18 protein-coding genes are annotated in these 22,362 nt (G+C 59.2%); 2 read left to right on the forward strand and 16 right to left on the reverse strand.

All coding sequences use genetic code 11. From position 1 onward, the window contains the following. Positions 1–75 precede the first annotated feature (75 nt). From dnaE to rpsB, 16 genes are all read right to left on the reverse strand, one after another. Positions 76–3,597 carry a DNA polymerase III subunit alpha gene (dnaE, locus tag PSH76_RS21235; RefSeq protein ID WP_305492872.1) on the reverse strand — a complete coding sequence of 1,174 codons (3,522 nt, stop codon included), beginning with the start codon at positions 3,595–3,597 and terminating at the stop codon, positions 76–78. 76 nt (positions 3,598–3,673) lie between these two features. Continuing rightward, entirely contained in the window at positions 3,674–4,300 is a 627-nt protein-coding gene (gene rnhB, locus PSH76_RS21240; protein WP_161793220.1) for a ribonuclease HII, read from the reverse strand. 2 nt (positions 4,301–4,302) lie between these two features. Next, positions 4,303–5,442: a lipid-A-disaccharide synthase gene (lpxB, locus tag PSH76_RS21245; RefSeq protein ID WP_278918698.1), complete on the reverse strand. Its 1,140-nt coding sequence runs from the start codon at positions 5,440–5,442 to the stop codon at positions 4,303–4,305. Between the two features lie 2 nt (positions 5,443–5,444). Further along, entirely contained in the window at positions 5,445–6,221 is a 777-nt protein-coding gene (gene lpxA, locus PSH76_RS21250; protein WP_032893181.1) for an acyl-ACP--UDP-N-acetylglucosamine O-acyltransferase, read from the reverse strand. Then, complete coding sequence (gene fabZ, locus PSH76_RS21255) at positions 6,218–6,658, reverse strand: 3-hydroxyacyl-ACP dehydratase FabZ (RefSeq protein ID WP_003172281.1); 441 nt, start codon at positions 6,656–6,658, stop codon at positions 6,218–6,220. Before fabZ ends, lpxA begins: the two co-directional genes overlap by 4 nt. A 111-nt stretch (positions 6,659–6,769) precedes the next feature. After that, the gene (gene lpxD / locus PSH76_RS21260) at positions 6,770–7,825 is read right to left on the reverse strand and encodes a UDP-3-O-(3-hydroxymyristoyl)glucosamine N-acyltransferase (protein ID WP_032893182.1); all 1,056 of its coding nucleotides are present in this window, start codon (positions 7,823–7,825) and stop codon (positions 6,770–6,772) included. A gap of 3 nt (positions 7,826–7,828) precedes the next feature. Next, a complete protein-coding gene (locus PSH76_RS21265; protein WP_003189173.1) occupies positions 7,829–8,332 on the reverse strand; it encodes an OmpH family outer membrane protein in 504 nt (167 codons plus the stop codon). Positions 8,333–8,377: 45 nt separating this feature from the next. Next, the gene (gene bamA, locus PSH76_RS21270; protein WP_138761441.1) at positions 8,378–10,765 is read right to left on the reverse strand and encodes an outer membrane protein assembly factor BamA; all 2,388 of its coding nucleotides are present in this window, start codon (positions 10,763–10,765) and stop codon (positions 8,378–8,380) included. A 74-nt stretch (positions 10,766–10,839) separates the two neighbouring features. After that, a complete protein-coding gene (rseP, locus tag PSH76_RS21275) occupies positions 10,840–12,192 on the reverse strand; it encodes a sigma E protease regulator RseP (RefSeq protein WP_032893184.1) in 1,353 nt (450 codons plus the stop codon). Between the two features lie 53 nt (positions 12,193–12,245). Further along, positions 12,246–13,436 (reverse strand): 1-deoxy-D-xylulose-5-phosphate reductoisomerase, encoded by a 1,191-nt coding sequence (ispC, locus tag PSH76_RS21280; RefSeq protein ID WP_032893185.1) that lies wholly within the window; start codon positions 13,434–13,436, stop codon positions 12,246–12,248. Then, complete coding sequence (locus tag PSH76_RS21285; RefSeq protein WP_305492873.1) at positions 13,433–14,239, reverse strand: phosphatidate cytidylyltransferase; 807 nt, start codon at positions 14,237–14,239, stop codon at positions 13,433–13,435. Before PSH76_RS21285 ends, ispC begins: the two co-directional genes overlap by 4 nt. Beyond that, a complete protein-coding gene (uppS, locus tag PSH76_RS21290) occupies positions 14,240–14,995 on the reverse strand; it encodes a polyprenyl diphosphate synthase (RefSeq protein WP_003189167.1) in 756 nt (251 codons plus the stop codon). 17 nt (positions 14,996–15,012) lie between these two features. Next, on the reverse strand, positions 15,013–15,570 hold the full coding sequence (gene frr, locus PSH76_RS21295; protein WP_003189163.1) for a ribosome recycling factor: 558 nt from the start codon (positions 15,568–15,570) through the stop codon (positions 15,013–15,015). Beyond that, positions 15,567–16,310 carry a UMP kinase gene (pyrH, locus tag PSH76_RS21300; RefSeq protein WP_003189161.1) on the reverse strand — a complete coding sequence of 248 codons (744 nt, stop codon included), beginning with the start codon at positions 16,308–16,310 and terminating at the stop codon, positions 15,567–15,569. Before pyrH ends, frr begins: the two co-directional genes overlap by 4 nt. Before the next feature lie 211 nt (positions 16,311–16,521). Beyond that, positions 16,522–17,385 carry a translation elongation factor Ts gene (gene tsf / locus PSH76_RS21305; RefSeq protein WP_003189160.1) on the reverse strand — a complete coding sequence of 288 codons (864 nt, stop codon included), beginning with the start codon at positions 17,383–17,385 and terminating at the stop codon, positions 16,522–16,524. A 191-nt stretch (positions 17,386–17,576) separates the two neighbouring features. Beyond that, positions 17,577–18,314, reverse strand: a complete 738-nt coding sequence (gene rpsB, locus PSH76_RS21310) for a 30S ribosomal protein S2 (protein ID WP_003189158.1) — start codon at positions 18,312–18,314, stop codon at positions 17,577–17,579. A gap of 388 nt (positions 18,315–18,702) precedes the next feature. Between rpsB and map the strand changes: the two genes are divergently transcribed. After that, a complete protein-coding gene (gene map / locus PSH76_RS21315) occupies positions 18,703–19,485 on the forward strand; it encodes a type I methionyl aminopeptidase (RefSeq protein WP_003189156.1) in 783 nt (260 codons plus the stop codon). A gap of 64 nt (positions 19,486–19,549) precedes the next feature. Then, complete coding sequence (locus PSH76_RS21320; protein WP_305492874.1) at positions 19,550–22,252, forward strand: [protein-PII] uridylyltransferase; 2,703 nt, start codon at positions 19,550–19,552, stop codon at positions 22,250–22,252. Positions 22,253–22,362: the final 110 nt, after the last annotated feature.

Genomic DNA, 22,362 nt, shown 5'->3' on the forward strand with positions numbered 1-22,362 from the left:
TCGCGCCCTACCTTAAGGGAGAGGCGCGTTTAGGTCGAGATTAAATGTTTAGTCGAGATCAGACTCATCTGACCGTCAACGGTATTGGAGGAAGACGTTGTCTCGCCCGAACTGGTCACGCAAAGCTTGAATCAAGCCATCAGCGGGATCAATTCGCCACGTCTCGCCAAACTGCAACATGGCCTTGGCATCGCTGCCGGTGTACTCCATGGTCACCGGGCACGCGCCACGGTGGCGTTTGAGCAGGTCACCCAACCAGCGTAGCTGATCGCCTTTAAGCGCTTCGGTCTTGACCTTCAGGCGCAGGCTCTCGGCCAGGTTGGTGCGGGCATCTTCCATGCTCATCACCCGCTTGATGCGCAGGCGCAGGCCACCGGAGAAGTCATCATTGCTGACCTCCCCTTCCACCACCACCATGGCGTCGGTTTGCAGCAGCGACTGGGCGGAGTGGAACGCGTCGGCAAACAATGACGCTTCGATGCGGCCCGAACGGTCATCGAGGGTGATGAAGCCCATCTTGTCGCCCTTCTTATTTTTCATCACCCGCAGGGCGATGATCATGCCGGCGACGGTCTGGGTATCCCGCGCCGGTTTCAGGTCGATGATGCGCTGACGGGCGAAACGGCGGATTTCGCCTTCGTACTCGTCAATCGGGTGGCCGGTAAGATACAGGCCCAAGGTGTCTTTCTCACCTTTCAGGCGTTCCTTGAGCGTCAGTTCCTTGGCCTTGCGGTGGTTGGCGTAGACATCCGCATCTTCTTCGACGAACAGCCCGCCAAACAGGTCGGCGTGGCCGCTGTCATGGGTACGGGCAGTCTGTTCGGCAGCCTTGATCGCCTCTTCCATGGCGGTCAGCAGCACCGCACGGTTGCGGTCGATATTGGCCTGGTAAGCCTTCGGCTCATCATGGAAGTACGGGCCAAGACGGTCGAGTGCGCCGCTGCGGATCAGGCCATCGAGGGTACGCTTGTTGATGCGTTTGAGGTCCACCCGCGCGCAGAAATCGAACAGGTCTTTGAACGGCCCGTCCTGACGCGCCTCGGTAATGGCCTCCACCGGGCCTTCGCCCACGCCCTTGATCGCGCCGAGGCCATAGATGATGCGGCCTTCGTCGTTCACCGTGAACTTGAACTCCGAAGCGTTCACGTCCGGCGCGTCGAGGCGCAGCTTCATGGTGCGCACTTCCTCGATCAAGGTCACGACCTTGTCGGTGTTGTGCATATCCGCCGAGAGTACCGCCGCCATGAACGGCGCCGGGTAATGGGCTTTCAGCCAGGCGGTCTGGTACGACACCAGGCCGTAGGCGGCGGAGTGGGATTTGTTGAAGCCATAACCGGCGAATTTTTCTACCAGGTCGAAGATGTTACCGGCCAGGTCGGCATCGATGTTATTAGTCGCGCAGCCTTCAATGAAACCGCCGCGCTGCTTGGCCATTTCCTCGGGTTTTTTCTTACCCATGGCGCGACGCAGCATGTCCGCACCGCCGAGGGTGTAGCCGGCCATCACCTGGGCGATCTGCATCACCTGTTCCTGGTACAGGATGATGCCGTAGGTCGGCGCCAGTACCGGCTTGAGGCCCTCGTACTGGTAGTCGGAGTGCGGGTAAGCCAGCTCGGCGCGCCCGTGTTTACGGTTGATGAAGTCATCCACCATGCCCGATTGCAGCGGGCCCGGACGGAACAGGGCCACCAGTGCGATCAAGTCTTCCAGGCAGTCGGGCTTGAGCTTTTTGATCAGCTCTTTCATGCCGCGGGATTCAAGCTGGAATACCGCGGTGGTTTCGGCTTTTTGCAGCAGGCTGTAGGTCGGTTTGTCGTCCAGCGGGATAAACGCGATATCCAGCGGTTCTTCGCCGACCTTGGCACGGTCGCGGTTGATGGTCTTGAGCGCCCAGTCGATGATCGTCAGGGTCCGCAGGCCGAGGAAGTCGAACTTCACCAGGCCGGCCGCCTCCACGTCGTCCTTGTCGAACTGGGTGACCAGGCCGTCGCCTTCTTCATCACAATAGATCGGCGAAAAGTCGGTGAGCTTGGTCGGCGCGATAACCACACCGCCGGCGTGTTTACCGACGTTACGCACCACACCTTCGAGCTTGCGCGCCATGTCCCAGATTTCGGCGGCTTCTTCATCGACCTTGATAAAGTCGCGCAGGATTTCTTCCTGCTCGTAGGCTTTTTCCAGGGTCATGCCGACTTCGAACGGGATCATCTTCGACAGGCGGTCCGCCAAACCGTAGGACTTGCCCTGCACCCGCGCCACGTCGCGAATTACCGCTTTGGCGGCCATGGAACCGAAGGTGATGATCTGACTTACCGCGTTGCGGCCATATTTTTCGGCCACGTATTCAATCACGCGGTCACGGCCATCCATGCAGAAGTCGACGTCGAAGTCGGGCATGGAAACCCGTTCCGGGTTCAGGAACCGTTCGAACAGCAGGTCATATTCCAGCGGGTCAAGGTCGGTGATCTTCTGTACATAGGCCACCAGCGAGCCAGCACCTGACCCCCGGCCCGGACCTACCGGTACGCCGTTGTTTTTGGCCCACTGGATAAAGTCCATTACGATCAGGAAGTAACCGGGGAATCCCATCTGGATGATGATATCCAGCTCGAAATTCAACCGATCGACATACACCTGGCGCTTGGCTTCGTAGTCCTCAGTGGTGTCCTTGGGCAGCAGGACGCTGAGGCGTTCTTCCAGGCCATCGAACGACACTTTGCGAAAATATTCGTCGATGGTCATGCCATCGGGAATCGGGAAGTTGGGCAGGAAGTGCTTGCCCAGCTTTACTTCAATGTTGCAGCGCTTGGCGATCTCGACGGAGTTCTCAAGGGCCTCGGGCAAATCGCTGAACAGCTCCGCCATTTCATCGGCGCTTTTGAGGTACTGCTCTTCGCTGTAGTTCTTCGAACGGCGCGGGTCATCCAGGGCCCGGCCTTCGCCAATGCACACGCGGGTTTCGTGGGCTTCGAAGTCTTCTTTCTTGATAAAGCGCACATCGTTGGTCGCCACCAGCGGCGCACCCAGCTTGTCGGCCAGGGCAACAGCAGCGTGCAAATGCTCTTCATCGTTGGGGCGATTGGTGCGCTGCACTTCCAGGTAGAAACGGCCCGGGAATACCTGCATCCACTCGCGCGCCAGCACCTCGGCTTCCTGGGGATTGCCGCCCAGCAGCGCGATACCGATTTCACCCTCTTTGGCCGCCGAGAGCATGATCAGGCCCTCGCTGGCTTCGGCCACCCACTCGCGCTCGATGATAATCGAGCCGTTGCGCTGGCCGTCGATAAAGCCACGGGAAATCAGTTCGGTAAGGTTGCGATAACCGACGCCGTTCATCGCCAGCAGGCTGATGCGGCTCAGGGGGTTATCCAGGTCTTTGTTGGACAGCCACAGGTCGGCACCGCAGATCGGCTTGATGCCGGCGCCCATGGCGTTCTTGTAGAACTTGACCAGGGAACACATGTTGTTCTGGTCGGTAACCGCGACCGCAGGCATGTTCATGCCCACCAGGGTTTTGACCAGCGGTTTGATCCGTACCAGGCCGTCGACCAGGGAGTACTCAGTGTGCAGGCGTAGATGAACGAATGAAGCCGGCATAGTGATCCTGTCTTGATACATGAAAACAACAAGGCCCGGATTGTACCGGGCCTGGGTAAAAACATCAGCCTTGCTGCTAAACCTCGATCAGACTTTCACGGGCCTCATAAGCCTGGCGTACCGGGGCAAACGAGCGGCGATGGATCGGAGTGGGGCCAAGCCGAGCCAGGGCTTCCAGATGAACGGGCGTCGGGTAGCCTTTATGCCCGCCAATCCCGTAGCCGGGGTAGATCAATTCGAACGCGGCCATTTCACGGTCGCGGCTGACCTTGGCCAGGATCGAGGCGGCGGCAATGGCGGGAACCTTGCTATCGCCCTTGACCACCGCTTCGGACGGCATCGTCAGCTTGGGGCAGCGGTTACCGTCGATCATCGCCATTTTCGGGGTGATGTGCAGCCCTTCCACAGCGCGCTGCATCGCCAGCATGGTGGCGTGCAGGATATTCAGCTCGTCGATCTCTTCGACTTCAGCCCGGGCGATATGCCAGCTCAGGGCTTTTTCACAGATCTCGTCATAGAGCTTTTCGCGACGGGCTTCGGTGAGCTTCTTCGAATCGTTGAGCCCCAGGATCGGGCGGTTCGGATCAAGGATCACCGCCGCCGTGACCACCGCGCCACACAGCGGGCCGCGCCCGACTTCGTCAACACCCGCCACCAGTTCGTGGGCTTGGGCAACGAGGCTGAAATCCAGGCCCATTTGCATGGTCATAAGGCTTCCTGTTTATGGCCGATCAAGGTCAGCACGGCGTCGGCCGCCTGGTTCGAGGCATCACGGCGCAACGTGCGGTGGATGTCGTCGAAACCACGGGTCTGCTCTTCGCCGCCATCGATCAAGGGTAGTAGGGTTTTTGCAAGCGCTTCGGGCGTTGCATCGTCCTGCAACAACTCCGGCACCAGCAGGCGCTGGGCCAGCAGGTTGGGCAAGGAAATGTAAGGGCTCTTGACCATGCGCTTGAGGATCCAGAAGGTCAGTGGCGCCAGGCGATAGGCCACGACCATCGGCCGCTTGTACAGCAGGGCCTCAAGCGTGGCAGTGCCCGAGGCGATCAACACCGCATCGCAGGCTGCCAAGGCCAGGTGGGACTGGCCATCGAGCAGGGTCAACGGCAGATTGCGGCCTTCCAGCAGGGTTTCGATCTGGGCACGGCGTTGTGGACTGGCGCAAGGCAGCACAAAGCGGATTCCCGGCTTTTGCGCCTGAAGACGTTCGGCGGCATCAAAAAACAACGCGCCCAAGCGCCCCACCTCGCCGCCACGGCTCCCCGGCATCAACGCCACCAAGGGGCCATCGGGCAAACCCAGCTCGGCACGCGCAGCCGCACGATCAGCTTGCAAGGGAATAGCGTCAGCCAGGGTGTGGCCGACAAACCGCACCGGCACGCCCTTCTCTTCGTAGAATCGGGCTTCGAATGGCAGCAACGTCAACATCAGGTCGCAGCCTTCGCGGATTTTCAACACGCGCTTCTGGCGCCACGCCCATACGGATGGGCTGACGTAGTGCACGGTCTTGATCCCGGCCTGACGCAACTTGAGTTCGATATTGAGCGTGAAATCCGGGGCATCGATGCCGATAAAGACGTCAGGCTTTTCTTCGATCAGCGTCTTGATCAGCAGCTTGCGGCGAGCCAACAACTCACGCAGGCGCCCCAAGACTTCCACCAGCCCCATGACCGACAGCCGCTCCATGGGGAAGTAGGAGCTCAGGCCCTCCGCCTGCATCAACGGGCCACCGACCCCGATAAATTCCACCGCCGGATGCTGGGCCTTGAGCGCCCGCATCAAGCCAGCACCCAGGATATCGCCGGAAGCTTCACCGGCCACGAGCGCAATACGCAAAGTGGCCATGATCAGCGGGTGATGCCGCGAGTCGAGGTCTGGATAGAGTCACGGAACACCGCGACTTCCGGGAACTGCGTGGCAGGTTCGGCCAACTCGGCCAGGGCCTGTTCCACGGTCAACCCTTGGCGGTAAACCGTCTTGTAGGCACGGCGCAGGGCGTGGATGGCCTCTTCGCTGAAACCGCGACGACGCATGCCTTCAAAATTCATGCTACGGGCTTCGGCAGGGTTGCCAAATACCGTCACGAACGCCGGGACATCCTTGCCGATGGCGGTGCCCATGCCGGAAAAGCTGTGGGCGCCGATATGGCAGTACTGATGCACCAGGGTAAAACCGGAGAGGATCGCCCAGTCATCAACGTGCACATGGCCTGCCAAGGCTGTGTTGTTGACCAGGATGCAATGGTTGCCGATCACGCTGTCATGGCCGATATGCGCATAGGCCATCACCAGGTTGTGATCACCCAAGGTGGTTTCGGCGCGATCCTGCACGGTGCCACGGTGAATGGTGACGCCTTCACGAATGATGTTGTGATCACCGATGACCAGGCGTGTTTCTTCACCCTTGTACTTCATGTCCGGGGTGTCTTCGCCTACCGAGGAGAACTGGTAGATACGATTGTGTTTGCCAATACGGGTCGGACCTTTAAGGATCACGTGTGGCCCGATGACAGTCCCCTCGCCGATTTCCACACCTGCGCCGACGATCGACCAAGGGCCGACCTCAACGTCGGCGGCCAGTACGGCCGACGGATCGATGATTGCGCGAGGGTCAATCAAACTCATAGTTTGCGTTCCGCACAGATGATCTCGGCAGAGCACACCGGCTTGCCATCTACCGAGGCCTGGCATTCGAACTTCCAGATCTGGCGCTTGCAACTGATGAACTTGGCTTCCAGGATCAACTGGTCACCCGGGGTGACCGGGTTGCGAAAACGCAGCTTGTCCGAACCCACGAAATAGTAAAGCGTGCCGTCGGCAGGCTTGAGGTCGAGCATTTTGAAACCAAGGATACCGGCAGCCTGGGCCATGGCTTCGATGATCAACACACCTGGCATGATTGGATGCGCAGGAAAGTGACCGTTGAAGAATGGTTCGTTGATGCTGACATTCTTGTAGGCACGAATGCGCTTTTCCTCGACGTTGAGGTCCACTACGCGATCCACCAGCAGGAACGGGTAACGGTGAGGCAGGTATTCGCGAATCTCGTTGATGTCCATCATTTCGGGGGGAAGCCTGTAATAAAGATTGGGGGCGGGCGCACCAGGCGCACGCCCCGCTAGCAAATCAAGGAGGCCGTCTAGCGGCTGCGCACACTTGATATGGAAATGGTATCAGCCTTCTGATGAAGCATTGCCGCCAGGGGTCACGTCCCCGACGCGCTTTTCAAGCTGTTTAATACGTCGTGCCATGTCGTCGATCTTCCTCAAACGCGCGGCACTCTTGCGCCATTCGGCCGCAGGTTGCATCGCGGTACCGGACGAATAGGCCCCTGGCTCTGTGATCGAGTGGGTCACCATGGTCATGCCGGTGATGAAGACGTTGTCGCAAATATCGATATGGCCCACCAGCCCTACGCCACCGGCGAGCATGCAATGCTTGCCGATCTTGGTGCTGCCGGAAATACCCACGCAGGCGGCCATGGCGGTGTGATCGCCAATCTGCACGTTGTGGGCGATCTGGATCTGGTTATCGAGCTTTACACCGTTACCGATCACGGTATCGGCCAGGGCCCCGCGATCCACAGCGGTGTTTACGCCGATCTCCACATCATCGCCGATCAATACGCCACCGACCTGGGCGATCTTGTGCCAGACACCTTTGGAGTTGGCAAAGCCGAAGCCTTCACCGCCGATCACGGCGCCCGACTGGATGACCACTCGCTGACCGATACGCACATCGTGGTACAGGGTTACGCGAGGAGCCAGCCAACCATCAGCACCAATTACGCAGCGCGCGCCGATGAAACAGTGGGCACCCACGGTGACGCCTGCACCAATACGCGCCCCACTCTCGATCACGGCAAACGCGCCGATGCTGGCCGCCGGGTCAACCTGGGCATCATCGGCGATCACGGCAGACGGGTGAATACCGCCAGCCGCCTTCGGCTTGGGATCGAACAGGTGCGACGCCTTGGCGTACGACAGGTACGGGTCGGCCACCACCAGCGCATCCCCAATAAACCCTTCGGCGTCAGCGGCCTTCAGCAACACGGCTGCGGCCTGGCAGTCGACCAGGTATTTACGGTATTGAGGATTTGCGAGGAAGCTCAACTGAGCTGGGCCAGCCTCCTGCAAGGTGGCTAGCCCAGTGATTTCTTTCTCCTTGGAGCCACGCAAAGTGGCCCCCAGGAACTCGGCCAACTCGCCGAGTTTGATAGTCGCTGTCATGGTTTACTTCAGCTGGTTCATGCGCTCGATCACCTGGCGGGTGATGTCGTATTGAGGCTTGACGTCGATCACGGCGCCACGCTCGAACACCAGGTCAAAGGCACCTTTCTTGATGACTTCTTCCACAGCGCTGTCCAATTTCGGCTTGAGCTGCTTGAGCATTTCGCGGTCGGCCACAGCTTTGGCTTCGTTCAGCTCTTTGGATTGGAACTGGTAGTCACGGGCCTTTTGCTTGAATTCAAGCTCCAGACGCTCGCGCTCGCCTTGCTGCATCTTGTCGCCACCGGCTACCAGGCGGTCCTGGATGCCCTTGGCGCTGCTTTCCAGGGTCTTGAGCTTGGTCAGTTGCGGACCGAACTTCTTCTCGGCATCCACGGCGTATCGCTTGGCCGCATCGGATTCCAGCAGGGCCATCTGATAGTTCAGAACGGCGATTTTCATTTCGGCGAAGGCCGGGGTGGTGACCAGCACAGTGGCCAGCAAGACCAATTGAGTCAACTTACGCACGATGTACTCCTACAGAATCCGTTGTCGTTATCTTAGGTCAGACGCTTAGAACGTCTGGCCGAGGGAGAATTGGAAAATCTGGGTTTCAGCGTTATCCGGTTTCTTGATCGGCATGGCCAGAGCAAAGCTCAACGGGCCCAGCGCAGTCACCCAGGTCACACCCACGCCCACGGAGCTTGCCAGGTTGCTGAGGCTCACGTCGTTGCATTGGGTGTTGGACTTCACGCCACTTGGGTTGGTGATCTGATCGCACTTGGAGTCGAAAACGTTACCCACGTCCCAGAAGACCGAAGTACGCAGCGACCGCTGGTCTTTCACGAATGGCAGCGGGAACAGGACCTCTGCACCACCCTGAATCAGCACGTTACCACCGAATGGCAACGGGTCATTGTCCGAATCAGCAGTGGTGCCTCGGTTACCCGTCACGCCAAAACCACGGCTTGGGGTACCACGCGGGCCCAGGGTACTGTCCTTGAAGCCACGTACCGAGTTGAAGCCACCAGCATAGTAGTTTTCATAGAACGGCAAGCCATCGGTCGAACCATAACCGTCGCCATAGCCCAGCTCTGTGTGCAGGCGCAGGGTGTAGTTATCGCTCAACGGCTGGAACAACTGGCCGCGGTAGTCGAGCTTGAAGAACGACAGGTCGCTGCCCGGCGTGGTGACTTCCGCAGTCAGGCTCTGGGAGTGGCCGCGGGTTGCCAGTACGCCTTTGTTCAGGGTCGACTCGGACCAGCCGGCGGACGCCTTGAAGTTGAGGAACTTGTCGCCTTCACGACGGGTGAAGTCAAAGATTTCGTCCACGGTGTACACACCGGTCTTGATCTCATCCTGCTGCGCGGTGAGGCCGAAGGTCAGGCGCGAGGTCTCGCTGATCGGGTAACCCACGTTGACACCAGCACCCAGGCTGTCGATCGCATAACTTGCAACGTCAACATCGAGGTCTTTGTAGTCGGTGGTGCGGTAGAAGGCGTTGTAGCCCAGGCTCACACCGTCTGCAGTCCAGTAGGGGTCGGTGTAGCCGAAGTTGTATCGGCTCTGGTATTCGCTGCGGGTCAGGCCGATGGACACACGGTTACCGGTACCCAGGAAGTTGTTCTGCGTGATGGAACCACCCAGGATCAAACCGGCGCTCTGAGCGAAACCGACGCTGGCGGTGATCGAACCCGAGGCTTGTTCTTCCACGGCGTAGTTCACGTCAACTTGGTCATCCACACCCGGTACAGCCGGGGTTTCGACGTTGACTTCCTTGAAGAAGCCCAGGCGTTCAAGACGGGTCTTGGACTGGTCGATCAGGTAGGTCGACGCCCAGCCACCTTCCATCTGACGCATTTCACGACGCAGCACTTCGTCCGCAGACTTGGTGTTGCCACGGAAGTTGATGCGGTTGACATAGGCACGCTTGCCTGGATCGACGACGAAGGTGATGTCCACAGTGTGGTCTTCATCATTCGGGGTCGGCACGCCGTTGACGTTGGCGAAGGTATAGCCTTCGTTACCCAGGCGACGGGTGATCAGTTCAGAGGTGGTGGTCATCAGCTTGCGCGAGAACACTTGGTCCTTCTGCACCAGCAGCAGGGACTTGACCTGGTCTTCAGGTACTTTCAGGTCGCCGCTGAGCTTGACGTCACGAACCTTGTACTTCTCGCCTTCGTTGACGTTGACGGTGATGTAGACGTGCTTCTTGTCCGGGGTGATGGACACCTGGGTCGAAGCGATGTCCATATTGATGTAGCCACGGTCCAGGTAGTAGGAGCGCAGGCGTTCCAGGTCACCGGAGAGTTTTTCACGGGCGTACTTGTCATCGTTCTTGAAGAACGACAACCAGTTGGTGGTCTTGAGTTCGAACAAGTCGACCAGGTCTTCATCAGGGAACTTGGTGTTGCCCACGACGTTGATGTGCTGGATGGCGGCCACGGTGCCTTCGTTGATGTTGACCTTCAGGCCCACACGGTTACGAGGCTGGGGGATCACTTCGGTTTCCACCGTCGCGGAGTAGCGACCCTGGGCAACGTACTGGCGTTGCAGCTCGTTACGCACACCCTCAAGGGTCGCGCGCTGGAAGATCTCGCCCTCGGCCAGGCCCGATTGCTTCAGGCCCTTCATCAGGTCTTCAGTGGAGATGGCCTTGTTACCTTCGATCGCGATACTCGCGACGGAAGGTCGCTCGACGACCGTGATGACCAGGACGTTGCCTTCGCGACCCAGTTGGATATCTTGAAAGAACCCGGTTTTGAACAGCGCACGAGTGGATTCCACCAGGCGACGATCATCCGCCTGTTCCCCGACGTTCAACGGCAAGGCACCAAAGACGCTACCCGCGGAAACCCGCTGGAGGCCGTTGACGCGAATATCGGAGATGGTGAAGGACTCGGCGTGAACTTCGGCGATCATCAATACGGTGAGAACCGCAGTTAGCAGCAGACGTTTCATGAAGTCCTTTCTTATTCCAACTGGCAATAAACAAACTGCCGCAAAATGCGGCAGATTCGCAATTCAGCGAAGCGTTACAGACGTCCCAGATCGTTGACCAGGGCTAACAACATCACCCCAACCACCAAACTGATACCGATCTGTATCCCCCAACCCTGCACCCGATCCGACAAGGGGCGACCACGCACCCACTCGACCAGATAAAACAGCAGATGCCCCCCATCCAATACTGGAATGGGCAGCAAATTCAGAACCCCAAGGCTAATACTCAGATAAGCCAGGAAATTCAGGAAATCCGCGACACCCGACTGGGCAGAAGCGCCCGCCACTTTAGCAATGGTTATCGGTCCACTCAAGTTTTTTACCGAGAGCTCACCGAACAACATTTTCTTGAGGGATTCGAGGGTCAGCACGCTCATGGTCCAGGTGCGTTTCGCACCCTCGCCAATCGCGGCCAAAGGCCCGTAGCTGACCTCTCGCACCATCGATGGCGGCCACTCGACACCCTTGACCCCGGCTCCCAGGTAACCCCCGGCTGCCTTGGCTTCGCTTCGCACCGACAAGGTCACAGGGACGTCGATTTGAGCACCGTCGCGCTCAACTTTCAGCACAATTTTGGTATCAGGGCGCACACGCACCAGGTCGACCACCTGCTGCCAGTCACCCAGCGCCTGGCCATCGAGGGCCAGCAAGCGATCGCCGGTTTTCAGGCCAGCAGCCTGGGCCGGGCCTTTCGGGTCGAGCTCGGCCAGCACCGGCGGCAAGGCCGGACGCCAAGGGCGGATCCCCAGGGATTTGATCGGATCGGGCTCATCAGCGCCCTTGAGCCAATGGTCCAGAGCCAATGCCCGCGGGGTTTCGGCGCTGGAATCCTGGTCGCGCACCACCACATTGACGGTGCCGCTCTCGCCCAGGCGACGTACCAACTGCAAGTTGACCGCGCCCCAACCCGTGGTGGGTTCGCCATCAATGGATACAATTTCCTGCCCAGCCGTCAGGCCAGCCTTGGCCGCGATGCTGTCCGCTTCGACCGCACCAATGACCGGGCGCACCTGCTGGCTACCCAGCATGGCCAGGACCCAGAAGAACACCATCGCCAACAGGAAATTGGCAATCGGCCCCGCCGCAACAATTGCAATACGCTGACGAACGGTCTTGCGATTGAACGACTGGTCCAACTGGTCTGCAGGCACTTCGCCTTCGCGCTCATCGAGCATCTTGACGTAGCCGCCCAACGGGATAGCAGCAATGACAAACTCAGTGCCGCGGCGGTCATGCCAGCGCAACAACGGCATGCCGAAACCGACGGAAAAGCGCAATACCTTGACGCCGCAACGACGCGCCACCCAGAAGTGGCCGAATTCGTGGAAGGTCACCAACACACCCAGAGCAACCAGGGTGCCGACAATCATGTAGAGCGCACTCATCTAATTTCTCCGCATTTCAATCCAATGCCTGAAGACTCAAACCTGCCCGCAGCCTAACCCGCGTTGCGATCCAACCATTGCCCGGCCAGGGCTCGGGCCTTGGTGTCAGCCTCGAACACCGCCTCCAGGTCATTTACCGCGACCACTGGTTCAAGCGCCAGAACGTCCTCGATGATACTCGCGATCTGCGGAAAGCGGATGCGCCGTTCAAGAAACGCCGCTACGGCCACTTCATTGGCCGCATTGAGCATCGCCGGGGCGCTGTTACCCGCCTCGGCCGCTTGTCGCGCCAGGCGCAAACACGGGAAACGCTGCTCGTCCGGAGCTTCGAAGTCCAGGCGCGCAATTGCAAACAAGTCCAACGGTGCTACGCCGGAATCAATGCGCTCCGGCCACGCCAAGGCGTTGGCGATCGGTGTGCGCATGTCCGGGTTACCCAACTGCGCCAACACCGAACCATCCACGTAATCGACCAGGGAATGGATCACACTTTGTGGGTGAATCACCACCTCAACCTGGTCCGGCCGCGCATCGAACAACCAGCAGGCCTCGATCAACTCCAAGCCCTTGTTCATCATGCTCGCCGAATCCACCGAGATTTTGCGCCCCATGGACCAGTTCGGGTGGGCGCACGCCTGATCGGGAGATACATGTTCCAGCTCGGCCGACGGAGTCTGGCGGAAGGGTCCGCCCGATGCCGTCAGCAGAATCCGACGCACGCCGACCTGACTCAAGCCGCGGGCAAAATCACCGGGCATGCACTGGAAGATTGCGTTGTGCTCGCTGTCCAGAGGCAGCAACACCGCGCCGCTCTTGCGCACCGCTTGCATAAAGAGAGCACCGGACATGACCAAGGCTTCTTTATTGGCCAGCAGAATTTTCTTGCCTGCATCGACCGCCGCCAAGGTCGGACGCAAACCCGCCGCACCGACAATCGCCGCCACCACGGTATCCACGTCCGCATCGGCCGAGACCTGGCATAACCCCGCCTCGCCTACCAACACCTGAGTGGCCAACCCGGCAGCCCGCAGATCATCCTGCAGACTGCGAGCCGCAGCCGCCTCTGGCACCACGGCAAAGCGCGGCGAGTGACGCACACACAAGGCCAGCAGCTCGCGCAAACGCGTGAAGCCGGTCAGGGCGAAAACCTGATAGCGATCGGGGTGACGCGCAATGACATCCAAGGTACTGAGCCCGACCGAGCCGGTCGCGCCCAGCACCGTAACCTGCTGCAGGCGGCTCACGAAGCGATCATCCACAACAGCACGGCAAAGATCGGTAGCGCAGCGGTAAGGCTGTCGATACGGTCAAGCACACCGCCATGACCTGGCAGCAGGTTACTGCTGTCCTTGATGCCAGCCTGGCGCTTGAACATGCTCTCTGTCAGGTCGCCCACCACCGAGATGAACACGACGATAGCCGTACCCAGCAAGGCCAGGAGCACTTCCTTTACCGACCAGTCGCGCACCACACCGACCACCAGCGTGATCAGCAGCGTCAAGGCCAGACCGCCGTATACGCCTTCCCAGCTCTTGCCTGGGCTGACGGCCGGGGCCAGCTTGCGCTTGCCAAAGGCTCGGCCCGAGAAGTAGGCGCCAATATCAGCCCCCCACACCAATACCATCACAGCCAGGATCAATTCGTTGCCCAGCGGGTAACGCTTGATCTCCACCAACCCTTGCCAGGCCGGCAACAGGATTGCCAGGCCAATCACCAGCTTGCAGGCCACACTGGACCATTGGCCACTGGTGCGCGGATAGGTGAGCACCAGGAATGTCGCCAACGCCCACCACAACACTGCCGCACCCAGTACCCAAGGCGCGATATCCGGCAGGATGTACATGAAGAACAACAACAGCGCGACCACGGCGGCGTAGACCATACGCGGCAACTGGTTGACGAAGCCTGCCAGGCGCGCCCACTCCCACGCCCCAAGGCTCACGACCAGGCCGATGAACAGCGCAAAGCCGGAACCGTCGAGCAGGAAAAAACCGCACAAGGCAATCGGCAGCAGGATCAGCGCCGTGATGATTCGTTGTTTAAGCATTTAAACCCGGGCTCCAGCTTCGATCTGCTCGCTCGTTTTACCGAAGCGACGCTGACGGGAAGCGAAATCGGCCAGCGCATTACGCATGGCATCGTGTTTGAAGTCCGGCCAGAACAGGTCGGAGAAATACAGCTCGGTGTAGGCCAGCTGCCACAGCAGGAAGTTGCTGATGCGATGCTCGCCACCGGTACGAATGCACAAGTCCGGCAACGGAAGGTCGCCGGTCACCAGGCAGGTTTGCAACAGTTCGGGCGTGATGTCGTCCGGGCGCAAATGGCCGGCCTGCACTTCGCGGGCCAGCCGCTGCGCAGCCTGGGCGATATCCCACTGGCCGCCGTAGTTGGCTGCGATCTGCAACACAAAACGGTTACTGCCGGCAGTGATGGCCTCAGCTTCGCGCATGGCCGTTTGCAGTTCCGGATGGAACCGCGAGCGATCACCAATGATGCGCAGACTGATGTTGTTGTCGTTGAGGCGCTTGGCCTCACGACGCAGAGCCTTGAAGAACAGGTCCATCAAGGCACTGACCTCATCGGCGGGCCGCTGCCAGTTCTCACTGGAGAACGCGAACAAGGTCAGCACTTCGACCTTGGCCTCGGCGCACACCTCAATCACCGCCCTTACCGCGTCAACACCCGCTTTATGCCCGGCAACACCCGGCATAAAGCGTTTTTTCGCCCAGCGATTATTCCCATCCATGATGATCGCGACATGGCGCGGCACCACGGAGGGCACAGTCTGCTTGGTCTTTTCCATGAAGGCGTCCTGACCCCTTATACGGCCATCAGGTCCTTTTCTTTTTCTTCGGTCGCCTTGGTGATCTGGGCTTCGGCGTCCTTGGTCAGCTTGTCGATATCAGCGACGGCACGGCGCTCTTCGTCTTCGCTGATTTCCTTGTCCTTGACCAGCTTCTTCAGGTCGCCCAACGCATCGCGGCGGATGTTACGCACGGCAACGCGCGCATCTTCAGCGGCACTGCGCGCCTGCTTGGTGAAGCCCTTGCGGGTTTCTTCGGTCAGGGCAGGCATGGAGATCAGCAGCAACTCGCCCAGGTTGGTCGGGTTGAGGTTCAGGCCAGCGCTCTGGATAGCTTTGTCGACGGCAGCGAGCATGTTGCGCTCGAAGGCAACAACTTGCAGGGTACGCGAGTCCTTCACGGTCACGTTGGCCACACCGCTCAGCGGGGTGTCAGAACCGTAGTAAGGCACCATCACGCTGCCCAGGATGCTTGGGTGGGCCTTGCCAGTACGGATCTGGCCAAAGGCGTGGCTCAAGGATTCCAGGGATTTTTGCATACGCGCCTGGGCGTCTTTCTTGATTTCGTTGATCATTGTTGGCCTTCCTCGATCAGAGTCCCTTCTGCGCCGCCGTGTACGATATTCAGCAGGGCGCCGGGCTTGTTCATGTTAAATACGCGCAGCGGCATCTTGTGGTCGCGGCACAGGCAGATAGCGGTCAGGTCCATGACACCCAGCTTGCGATCCAGTACTTCATCGTAAGTCAGATGATCGAACTTCTCGGCATGCGGGTCTTTGAATGGGTCTGCAGTGTATACGCCATCCACCTTGGTCGCCTTCAGCACCACGTCGGCATCGATTTCGATGGCACGCAGGCATGCGGCCGAGTCGGTGGTGAAGAACGGGTTACCGGTGCCGGCGGCAAAGATCACCACTTCCTTGGAGTTGAGGTGGCGCATGGCTTTGCGGCGATCATAGTGATCGGTCACGCCAACCATGGAAATAGCCGACATCACGATGGCCGAGATGTTGGCACGCTCCAGGGCGTCGCGCATGGCCAGGGCGTTCATCACAGTGGCCAGCATGCCCATGTGGTCGCCGGTAACCCGGTCCATACCGGCAGCACTCAGCGCCGCACCGCGGAACAGGTTGCCACCACCAATCACCAGGCCGACCTGCACGCCGATACCGACCAACTGGCCGACTTCCAGCGCCATGCGGTCAAGCACCTTGGGGTCGATCCCGAACTCTTCCGAGCCCATCAGGGCCTCGCCGCTGAGCTTGAGTAGAATGCGTTTATAGCGAGCCTGATAACCACTGCCCTGCTGAGCCATTGCGAATCTCTCCTGCGGCGTATTTTTTAAAAAATTCTTGGCGAACCGTTTACGGCTTGCGTTCACTCTAGCTGGACGCTGTCACAGCGCCATCGGAACACGGCTTTGTAAGCCAGTTCCGAGAGGAAACCAAATAAAATTGGCCTTCCCATTTGAAAAGAGGCTGCGCGCGTGAGCGGGCAGCCTCTTTCGGCGACAGTTTGGAACTGTCTTATTGCTTGGCGGCAGCCAGCTGGGCAGCAACTTCTTCAGCGAAGTTGTCGACCGGCTTCTCGATGCCTTCGCCTACTTTGAAGTAAGTGAAGGAAACGATTTCAGCACCGGCTTTCTTGGCCAGTTCGCCAACCTTGATTTCAGGGTTCTTGACGAACGCCTGCTCAACCAGGCTTGCTTCAGCCAGGAACTTGCTGATGCGGCCTTTGATCATGTTTTCAACGATGTTCTCTGGCTTGCCGGCGATCTTGTCGGCGTTGAGGCTCAGGAACACAGCTTTTTCACGTTCGATTGCGTCGGCAGACACTTCCGAAGGCAGCAGGAACTCAGGGTTGCTTGCAGCAACGTGCATTGCGATGTCTTTAGCCAGCTCAACGTCGCCGCCTTTGAGAACAACTGCAACACCGATCTTGTTGCCGTGCAGGTAACCACCAACCACATCACCTTCAACGCGAACCAGGCGACGGATGTTGACGTTTTCGCCAACCTTGCCGACCAGTACCAGGCGATCAGCTTCTTGAGCTTCGATCAGCGGAGCGGCGTCAGTCATTTTCTCGGCGAACGCTTTTTCAACGCTGGCAGCTACGAATGCCTTGAAGTCGTCCTGCAGAGCCAGGAAGTCGGTCTGGGAGTTCACTTCCAGCAGAACGGCGGATTTGCCGTCTTCTTTCAGAGCGATAGCGCCTTCAGCAGCCACGTTGCCTGCTTTCTTGGCAGCCTTGATGGCGCCGGAAGCACGCATGTCATCAATGGCTTTTTCGATGTCGCCGCCGGCCTTGGTCAAGGCCTTTTTGCAATCCATCATGCCTTCGCCGGTACGCTCACGCAGTTCTTTAACCAACGCTGCAGTAATCTCTGCCATTTCAAAATCCTCTTGGATAGGTTTTCAACCATTCCACCCGATCAAACGGGCGATCAATTCTTCCCGAATCTCCGTTGTAGGCCGCTGCACGTTACAAATGATGTAGCTGCGCTGCCGACAAATGGTTTTCGAGGTGGCAAAAAGGGGGCCAAGCCCCCTTTTTGCTTACTGAGTCAACGCCAGGGCGTCAATTACTCAGCGGCAGCTACCGGAGCTTCTTCAACGAACTGCTCGGTACCACCAGCAACGTGGTTGCGACCACGGATTACAGCGTCAGCCATCGAACCCATGTACAGCTGGATAGCGCGGATTGCGTCATCGTTGCCTGGGATGATGTAGTCAACGCCTTCCGGGCTGCTGTTGGTATCGACTACGCCGATAACCGGGATGCCCAGCTTGTTGGCTTCGGTGATCGCGATGCGCTCGTGATCAACGTCGATAACGAACAGTGCGTCAGGCAGACCGCCCATGTCCTTGATACCACCCAGGGAACGATCGAGCTTTTCCAGGTCACGGGAGCGCATCAGCGCTTCTTTCTTGGTCAGCTTGGCGAAAGTACCGTCTTCGGCTTGCACTTCAAGGTCACGCAGACGCTTGATGGAAGCACGGATGGTTTTGAAGTTGGTCAGCATGCCGCCCAACCAGCGGTGGTCGACGTACGGCGAACCGCAACGTGCTGCTTCTTCAGCAACGATCTTGCCAGCGGAACGCTTGGTGCCGACGAACAGGATCTTGTTTTTGCCCTGGGCCAGACGCTCTACGAAAGTCAGCGCTTCGTTGAACATTGGCAGGGTTTTTTCAAGGTTGATAATGTGAATCTTGTTACGCGCGCCGAAAATGTACTTACCCATTTTCGGGTTCCAGTAACGGGTCTGGTGACCGAAGTGCACACCGGCCTTCAGCATATCGCGCATGTTGACTTGGGACATGATAGTTCCTTAATAAGTCGGGTTTGGCCTCCACGTATCCCAATGACCAACCAGCGGCATCAAGGCCTCCGGCACCCAGGTCATCGTGTCGACACGTGTGTGGATTTAAGCTTTGCGGGGTATCCCCGGAAAGCGGCGCATTTTATACCACAGCATCGGCAAAAACGAAACCCGCAATCACACTTGCCGGTCGTCGTCTTTGCGTAAGCCCTTGAATACAGCCAACATGCCTCTACCTCATAGAGAGAAGCGATCAGCAGATGCGCATGATTTGCCAGCATCGTCTGTTAGAATCGCGTTTTTTGGGACTTGCGCGAATGCTGTACCCCTTTGTCGCGCTCCCCGTGAACCGTATTGATTTCAGCGCGTCGCGCTAGAGAGAGCCTGTATGACCGTTACCTTGAAAACCGCCGAAGACATCGCAGGCATGCGCGTTGCCGGCAAACTGGCTGCCGACGTGCTGGAAATGATCGCCGAACACGTCAAGCCCGGCGTCACCACCGAAGCGCTGGACCGCATTTGCCACGACTATATAGTCGACGTGCAAAAAGCCATCCCTGCCCCGCTGAATTACAAAGGCTTCCCCAAGTCGATCTGCACCTCGATCAACCACGTGGTCTGCCATGGCATTCCCGGTGACAAGCCACTGAAAGACGGCGACACCCTGAACATCGACGTCACGGTGATCAAGGATGGTTACCACGGCGACACCAGCCGCATGTTCCACGTCGGTAATGTACCAGTGTGGGCCGAGCGCCTGTCCCAGGTCACCCAGGAATGCATGTACAAGGCCATCGAGATCGTCAAGCCCGGCTGCCGCCTGGGTGACATCGGTGAAGTGATCCAGAAGCACGCGGAAAAGAACGGCTTCTCGGTGGTGCGCGAGTTCTGCGGCCACGGTATCGGCAAGGTGTTCCACGAAGAGCCGCAGATTCTGCATTACGGCCGCGCCGGCACCGGCATGGAACTCAAGGCCGGCATGACGTTCACCATCGAACCGATGATCAACCAAGGTAAGGCCGACACCAAGGTGCTGGGCGACGGCTGGACCGCCATCACCAAGGACCGCAAGCTCTCGGCCCAGTGGGAGCACACCCTGCTGGTCACCGACACCGGCTACGAGATCTTCACCCTGCGCGCTGACGACACCATCCCACGCGTTTCTGCCTGAAGGTCGCCCAGGTTTTCCCGCAACGTGTTGTGACTGACTGATAGATAGAAAGGAAAGCCGAACGATGCCCCAGGTGGATCCCGAACTCTTCGACCGTGGCCAATTCCAGGCCGAGCTGGCACTGAAGGCAAGCCCCATCGCCGCCTTCAAGAAGGCCATCCGCCAAGCCCGCGAGGTGCTCGATGCGCGCTTTCGCAGCGGCCGGGATATTCGCCGCCTGATCGAAGACCGCGCCTGGTTCGTCGATAACATCCTGCAAAAGGCCTGGGAGCAGTTCAATTGGAGTTTCGACGCCGATATCGCCCTGGTGGCGGTCGGCGGCTACGGTCGCGGCGAACTGCACCCCTACTCCGACATCGACCTGCTGATCCTGCTGGACCAGGCCGATCACGAGATCTTTCGCGATTCCATCGAGCGCTTTCTGACGTTGCTGTGGGACATCGGCCTGGAAGTCGGCCAGAGCGTACGCTCGGTGGACGAATGCGCCGAAGAGGCCCGTGCCGATCTGACGGTGGTCACCAACCTGATGGAAAGCCGCACCATCTGTGGCCCGGAGCGCCTGCGCCAGCGCATGCTCGAAGTCACCAGTACCGCACACATGTGGCCAAGCAAAGACTTTTTCCTGGCCAAGCGCGCCGAGCAAAAAGCCCGGCACCACAAGTACAACGACACCGAATACAACCTGGAACCCAACGTCAAAGGCTCACCCGGTGGGCTGCGGGATATCCAGACAATCTTGTGGGTGGCGCGCCGTCAATACGGCACGCTGAACCTGCGCGCCCTGGCCGGCGAAGGTTTCCTGGTGGAGAGTGAAAACACCCTGCTGGCCTCGTCCCAAGAATTTTTGTGGAAGGTGCGCTACGCCCTGCACATGCTGGCCGGGCGCTCCGAAGACCGCCTGCTGTTCGATCACCAGCGCTCTATCGCCACCCTGCTGGGCTTTGAGGGCGAAGATGCGAAGACCAGCATCGAAAGCTTTATGCAGCAGTACTACCGGGTGGTCATGAGCATCGCCCAGCTCAGCGACTTGATCATCCAGCACTTCGAAGAAGTAATCCTGGCCCCGGAAGACGAAGCGCCGCCGCAGCCGATCAACGCGCGCTTCCAACTGCACGACGGCTATATCGAAGCGCGCAACGACAACGTGTTCCGCCGCACGCCGTTCGCCATGCTGGAAATCTTCGTGTTGATGGCCCAGCAGCCGGAAATCAAAGGCGTGCGCGCCGACACCATCCGCCTGCTGCGGGAAAACCGTCACCTGATCGATGACGACTTTCGCAACGATATCCGCAATACCAGCCTGTTTATCGAGCTGTTCAAGTGCCGCATCGGCATCCACCGCAACCTGCGACGCATGAACCGTTACGGCATTCTCGGGCGCTACCTGCCGGAGTTCGGTTTTATCGTCGGGCAGATGCAGCACGACCTGTTCCACATCTACACCGTCGATGCCCACACCCTGAACCTGATCAAACACCTGCGTAAGTTGCAGTACACCCAAGTGTCAGAGAAATTCCCGCTGGCCAGTAAGCTGATGGCCAAGCTGCCCAAGCCCGAGCTGATTTACCTGGCCGGCCTGTATCACGACATCGGCAAGGGCCGGCATGGCGACCACTCGGAGATCGGCGCGGTGGATGCCGAAGCCTTCTGCCAGCGCCACCAGCTGCCGCTGTGGGACAGCCGTCTGATTGTCTGGCTGGTGCAGAACCACCTGGTGATGTCGACCACGGCCCAGCGCAAAGACTTGTCCGACCCACAGGTGATCCACGACTTTGCCGGCATCGTCGGCGATGAGACCCGTCTGGATTACCTGTACGTGCTGACCGTTTCCGACATCAACGCTACCAACCCGACGCTGTGGAACTCCTGGCGCGCCAGCCTGTTGCGCCAACTGTACACCGAGACCAAGCGCGCCCTGCGCCGTGGCCTGGAGAACCCGGTGGACCGCGAAGAACAGATCCGCCGCACCCAAAGCGCAGCCCTGGATATCCTGGTGCGCGGCGGTAATGACCCGGACGACGTCGAGCAACTGTGGTCGCAACTGGGTGACGATTACTTCCTGCGCCACACCGCCGGCGACGTGGCCTGGCACAGTGACGCGATCCTGCAGCAGCCCGCCGATGGCGGCCCACTGGTCTTGATCAAGGAAACCACCCAGCGCGAATTCGAAGGCGGCACGCAGATCTTCATCTACGCGCCCGACCAGCACGACTTCTTCGCCGTGACCGTGGCGGCCATGGACCAGCTCAACCTGAACATCCATGACGCCCGGGTCATCACCTCCAGCAGCCAGTTCACCCTCGACACCTACATCGTGCTCGACACCGACGGTGACTCGATTGGCGACAACCCGGCGCGGGTGAAAAAGATCCGCGAGGGCCTCACCGAAGCCCTGCGCAACCCCGACGACTACCCCACCATCATCCAGCGCCGGGTGCCGCGCCAGCTCAAGCACTTTGCCTTTGCGCCCCAGGTGACCATTTCCAACGACGCCCAGCGACCAGTGACGGTGCTGGAACTCAGCGCACCGGATCGCCCGGGCCTGCTGGCACGCATCGGCGGGATTTTCCTGGAGTTCGACCTGTCGTTGCAGAACGCCAAGATTGCGACCCTGGGCGAGCGCGTGGAAGACGTGTTCTTTATCACCGACGCCGACAACCAGCCACTGTCCGACCCGGAGCTGTGCCTGCGTTTGCAAGCGGCGATCGTGGAGCAATTGAGCGTGAGCCAGGAGCCCGGCGTCGAGCTGACGCGGCTAACAATCTGAAAATACCGATTACCTGTGGGAGCGGGCTTGCTCGCGAAAGCGGTGTACCTGCTGCAGCTGCATCGACTGACACGCCGCTTTCGCGAGCAAGCCCGCTCCCACACTTGGCT

The sequence above is a fragment of the Pseudomonas sp. FP215 genome (assembly GCF_030687795.1).
In the GTDB taxonomy this organism is placed as follows: domain Bacteria; phylum Pseudomonadota; class Gammaproteobacteria; order Pseudomonadales; family Pseudomonadaceae; genus Aquipseudomonas; species Aquipseudomonas salmasensis.

Coding starts and splice junctions, on each gene's coding strand:
- lpxA (WP_032893181.1), bottom strand. CDS start 6,221: ATGAGTTTGATTGACCCTCGCGCAATCATCGATCCGTCGGCCGTACTG.
- lpxD (WP_032893182.1), bottom strand. CDS start 7,825: ATGACAGCGACTATCAAACTCGGCGAGTTGGCCGAGTTCCTGGGGGCC.
- rseP (WP_032893184.1), bottom strand. CDS start 12,192: ATGAGTGCGCTCTACATGATTGTCGGCACCCTGGTTGCTCTGGGTGTG.
- PSH76_RS21320 (WP_305492874.1), top strand. CDS start 19,550: ATGCCCCAGGTGGATCCCGAACTCTTCGACCGTGGCCAATTCCAGGCC.
- frr (WP_003189163.1), bottom strand. CDS start 15,570: ATGATCAACGAAATCAAGAAAGACGCCCAGGCGCGTATGCAAAAATCC.
- dnaE (WP_305492872.1), bottom strand. CDS start 3,597: ATGCCGGCTTCATTCGTTCATCTACGCCTGCACACTGAGTACTCCCTG.
- lpxB (WP_278918698.1), bottom strand. CDS start 5,442: ATGGCCACTTTGCGTATTGCGCTCGTGGCCGGTGAAGCTTCCGGCGAT.
- tsf (WP_003189160.1), bottom strand. CDS start 17,385: ATGGCAGAGATTACTGCAGCGTTGGTTAAAGAACTGCGTGAGCGTACC.
- bamA (WP_138761441.1), bottom strand. CDS start 10,765: ATGAAACGTCTGCTGCTAACTGCGGTTCTCACCGTATTGATGATCGCC.
- map (WP_003189156.1), top strand. CDS start 18,703: ATGACCGTTACCTTGAAAACCGCCGAAGACATCGCAGGCATGCGCGTT.
- uppS (WP_003189167.1), bottom strand. CDS start 14,995: ATGGAAAAGACCAAGCAGACTGTGCCCTCCGTGGTGCCGCGCCATGTC.
- rnhB (WP_161793220.1), bottom strand. CDS start 4,300: ATGCAAATGGGCCTGGATTTCAGCCTCGTTGCCCAAGCCCACGAACTG.
- fabZ (WP_003172281.1), bottom strand. CDS start 6,658: ATGATGGACATCAACGAGATTCGCGAATACCTGCCTCACCGTTACCCG.
- PSH76_RS21285 (WP_305492873.1), bottom strand. CDS start 14,239: ATGCTTAAACAACGAATCATCACGGCGCTGATCCTGCTGCCGATTGCC.
- rpsB (WP_003189158.1), bottom strand. CDS start 18,314: ATGTCCCAAGTCAACATGCGCGATATGCTGAAGGCCGGTGTGCACTTC.
- pyrH (WP_003189161.1), bottom strand. CDS start 16,310: ATGGCTCAGCAGGGCAGTGGTTATCAGGCTCGCTATAAACGCATTCTA.